Origin of the sequence: Streptomyces sp. YGL11-2, assembly GCF_050054615.1 — a bacterium.
GTDB lineage: Bacteria > Actinomycetota > Actinomycetes > Streptomycetales > Streptomycetaceae > Streptomyces.
Map to the genome: position 1 here is coordinate 1,599 of NZ_JBNHIN010000123.1, position 3,309 is coordinate 4,907.

Annotated in this window: 3 protein-coding genes; all 3 read right to left on the reverse strand. The window is 68.5% G+C overall.

Annotated elements, in window-relative coordinates; genetic code table 11:
- Positions 1-111: 111 nt before the first annotated feature.
- On the reverse strand, positions 112-1,413 hold the full coding sequence (locus tag ACO1BR_RS43765) for a phage tail sheath family protein (protein WP_426800697.1): 1,302 nt from the start codon (positions 1,411-1,413) through the stop codon (positions 112-114).
- Entirely contained in the window at positions 1,410-1,634 is a 225-nt protein-coding gene (locus ACO1BR_RS43770) for a hypothetical protein (RefSeq protein ID WP_426800698.1), read from the reverse strand. The genes ACO1BR_RS43765 and ACO1BR_RS43770 overlap by 4 nt, the downstream gene beginning before the upstream one ends.
- Positions 1,635-2,289: 655 nt before the next feature.
- Positions 2,290-2,811 carry a nuclear transport factor 2 family protein gene (locus tag ACO1BR_RS43775; protein WP_426800699.1) on the reverse strand — a complete coding sequence of 174 codons (522 nt, stop codon included), beginning with the start codon at positions 2,809-2,811 and terminating at the stop codon, positions 2,290-2,292.
- Positions 2,812-3,309 lie beyond the last annotated feature (498 nt).

Consider the following 3,309-nt stretch of genomic DNA (forward strand, 5'->3'; position numbering starts at 1 on the left):
CGGCCGCCTTCCTCGGGAAGGCGGCCGCGGCGGATTGTCTCTCGGAGCAGACACGGAACCGGTGGCGGCAGCGCCCTCGTACGCGTCGTGAGCGTCGCCGCCCGGCCGTCCCTACTTCCCCGACCGCCCGGCGATCTGCGCGACGTCGAAGTGCACGAACTCGGCGGGCCGCACCGGCGCGACCCCGATATCGCAGTGCACCTCCCCCTCATCCCGCTTCTCCCGCGGATTGTTCGACTCATCGCAGACGACCTGGAACGCCTCCTCCGGCGTACGCCCCACCAGCGCCCCCTGCCGCCACTGATCCATCAGAAACGTCGACACCGCGTGCCGCAACGCCCCCCACAACCGCTCGTCGTTCGGCTCGAACACCGCCCATTTCGACGACAGCTCAATCGAGTCGCGCAGGAAGCAGACCAGCCGCCGCACGCTCAGGTACTTCCAGTCCCGGGTCGTCGACCGCGTCCGCGCACCCCACACCAGCAGTCCCCGCCCGGGAAAGGCCCGAAGGCAGTTGACGCCCACGGCGTTGAGCGCCCCCTGTTCCTCGTCGGTCAGCAGCACCGGGATCTCCAGTACGCCGCGCGGCGCCTCGTTGGCGGGCGCCTTGAACACCCCGCGCTCGGCATCCGTACGGGCCCACACCCCCGCCATGTGACCGCACGGCGGCACGGTCCGCCGCCGCCCGTCGATACCGGGCACGGCGACCCAGGGGTAGTACAGCGCGGTGAACGCCGCGTCGTCGGTGGTGGGCGCCGCCAACTGCCCGTTCGCGAAGGTCTCCACCGCGCCGGGAAGCAGGCCCGGCGGCGGATCCACCAGCGCGAGCCGGTTGCGCATCTCGGTGCAGTGCTTCAGTACGGCCTCGATCAGGACCTTGCCGTCCGCCGGACTCACGACGACGGGGCCTTCGGTCGCGGGAACGGCCCGGGTCATCTCCCAGAGGCTGGGCACCGCGACCATGCTGACCCCGGGCTCGGTCACCAGCCCGCCGAGTCCGGTGCGGTCCTCCGCGCTGCCGGCGAGCGCCGCGGCGGTCACCGGCTGCGTCGGATCGGTGAACCCCACGACGTAGCAGGACCGCCCGCCGTTGGCGAAGAAGCCGTAGACCGCCTCGGCGAGAGTGAAGCACCGCTCCAGGGCATTGCGGTCCTTCGGTGTGGTGGCCTCCGCCCGCTCCTGTGTCAGCCCCTCCATGCTGTAGCGGACGACGAACTCCCGCCAGCCGCGGACCAGTTGCGGAGTCCGGCGTTCCGCGTCCGTGTACGGCTCGACCGCCGCACGGGGATCGTCCTTCGGGGACACGCGCGTATAGCCAAGAAAGGCCGGAACGGACGTGCTCGCGCCGGTGATCGTACGCACGCCACCGGGCTTCTCCGTGACGTGGGCCCCGGGCGGATCGGGCGGTGTCATACGTGGTGCTCCTTCCCGTGGCGGCGGGCCCCCGGCTGTTCGCGTACCAGGAGTTCACCGGTGGCCGGGACCTGGCAGATCTCCACCACGTCCTGTTCCAGGGTGAGTCCCGATGCCTGCCGCACGGTCTCGGCCTGGAACGTGCCGAGTTCGCCGGCGGTCCGGACTCCGCCGGGGAGTTGTTCGACGAAGACTCCAGGTGCCGGCAGACCTTCGGACATCGCGGCGGGCCCTCTCTGTCGAGGCGTCGGGTGCACCAGCCGGAAGCCGTACCCCCGCCCGGCGCCGGACCCGCCTCCCGGCCGCCCTACCTCCCCGTAACCACCCTTGGGAGTGAGGGCGTTTCGCATATGTACGCGATTTCGGTGCGCCCGTATGACCGGCGGCGATCGGACGTGATCGCACCGCATCACAACAGGGGCCGGAACGATCCTCGCGGCACCGCGGTGAGCGGTGCGCGACGACCGTCCCGGCCCCTTCCCACCCGATTCGGGCGATCCCAGGACATTGCGTGAACGCGTTGAACGTATATGCCCTTGTGAACGGTCCCGGACCTTGCCAGAAGGAGGCGGCCACCGACTCCGAGGCTGGTCTCACTTGCCGTCGTTGGCCGACTCGTCCACCGGTGGGCTCTGGGACGCGGTACGCGGGCCCGGTACGGCGCGGCGCTGAGCCCACCAGTAGGGACCCCGAATACCGCAGCCTTCGGATATAAGTGCTCTCCACCAGTCAAACGGGCCCTTCGATGCGGTAGGGCAGGCGGCGGACCGCGCCGCACCGTGCGCAGCGGGCGCGCTGCAACGTGGGGTCCGAGTGGCGCCATGTACTCAAGCAGAGACTTCGCGGAAAGTTTGCGACAGTCCCTGCTCGACGCGTTCATGCCCGGTAGCTGTCCATCAGCCTGGCTGCGGCAGTGCCCCGGCCGTCCGCGGCCCACGCTACGTACGGACTGTAGGCAGCAGCGAGGTCCAGGCCCATGTCCTTGGCGGCCCGCTCGGGCAGCTCGGCCAGATTCCACATCGCGAAGTCGTGGCTGACCTGTCCGTCGCCGGTGAAGGTGAGCAGGCTCGTTCCAGGGAAGTCGACCCGCTGACCGGAATGAAGAGTGCCGGTGAACCGCCACAGGAAAGCGGCCCGGTCCGGAGCATGGATGCTGTCCAGCCGATGACTGGTCATGGCGGAGGTGGCAGCGAAGATCATGCCGAACTGGTCGCGGAGTTCGTCACGGCTGTGCAGGTCCCACCGGAGCGTCTTCTCCTCGTAGTGGACGTTGGCGGTGTAGATGGACACCACGGCGTCGAGGTCGTGCCGGGCGAAGCCGTCGCAGTGCCGCTGGAACACAGCCAGCTGCGCTGCGCGGTATGCCTGTTCAGATCCACTCGTCCGCGCGTCGTTCACGCCCCGTCCCCTTCCAGCCCAGCACCGGTGACAACCGACAGGAAACGACGCCTCACTGCCATCACTTCTGGCATCGAGGCCCTGTCTGCCTCGCAGGGCTTCCCCTCCGAGGCGCCTGCAAACACACATGGCTCAGCGGACCGTTTCTCCACCACAGGCTCCGTACAGCTCTCAGTCCGCCAAGGATGAGGACGCCGGTTCAACGGCTCCGCGTGCATCACTCCGCCGCATGGCAGCAGGCTCCGTTTTGGTGAAATCGCCAACGCCGCCACGTGCAGCCCGAATGGCCACCGCCACAGGGTGAGTTGTGCCAATATCGCAGCCTCCGAATAAGTGCTCTGCACCAGTCCCAGTTGCTTTTCGGGACGTAAGTGTGGCAAGGCCAACACCGGTGCCAAAGTGTCGGATGTGTGCCGAGATATCCCCTGGACGGCGATCCTTGTCACCTGTGATGATCCGTACGCATTGTTCCTGTGCGGTTCCTGTGAACCGGCGGGG